The 727-nt window shown below is 28.3% G+C and carries 1 pseudogene; it reads left to right on the top strand.

Features of this window, described 5'->3' with window-relative positions:
* Window positions 1-170: 170 nt before the first annotated feature.
* Window positions 171-727: pseudogene (locus E5A76_RS20495) on the top strand (hypothetical protein); the annotation flags it as partial.

Below are 727 nucleotides of genomic sequence, written 5' to 3'. Positions count from 1 at the left end.
GAAATATTTATTGCAGAAGAAGCTCAAACTAAAAACAAAAAAATAAAATATGAGCCAAGTATCATTGTTAATGATGAAAGACATGCATCTATATCATTATTAAGCATGAATAGTCATAGAAAATTTCATGAGGAAAGCATTAAATATTTATTAAGTAGGTATTATAGCTAATGAAGTCGATCTATGCGGTTATTGCTCAAATAACACTATCAGCTTCAAATTTTCTAGTCTTTATGATATTTACATCTAAGTTAGATAGTGAGAATTTTATTTTATTCTCAACTTCTGTTGGTTTGAGTGTATTAGCTTATGCAATTGCTGAGGGTGGGATTTCTTATGTAGCTCCAAAAGTACTAACGTCTGAAGTTGAGAATACTCACATGATTGCATCGTGTTTTGTATTCGTAAGTTTATTACTTTACTCATTATCTATTTTATTAGGGTATTATATATGGAATATGGTTTCAGATTCTCCTCTTAGTGTGAGTTGGGTTGTGTCGTATTCATTGTATTTTATACCTGTAATGCTATTTCCGTCATGGTTAACATTTAAATCTATAAAAATAAATCATGTAATTATGTTATGGGTTGTTAGAGCTATAGGATTAATATATATTTTTTTATATCCTTCGCTTGAAAGTTTAGTACTAGTTTCTATAGTTAATATGGTTATGACAGTTTTTCTCTTATTTCTTATGAATAAAGATGAGAAAATCATATCCTATCC

This window comes from Photobacterium lucens, from assembly GCF_009873615.1.
Classification (GTDB): Bacteria; Pseudomonadota; Gammaproteobacteria; order Enterobacterales; family Vibrionaceae; genus Photobacterium; species Photobacterium lucens.
This window is presented reverse-complemented; position numbering and strand designations above follow the sequence as displayed.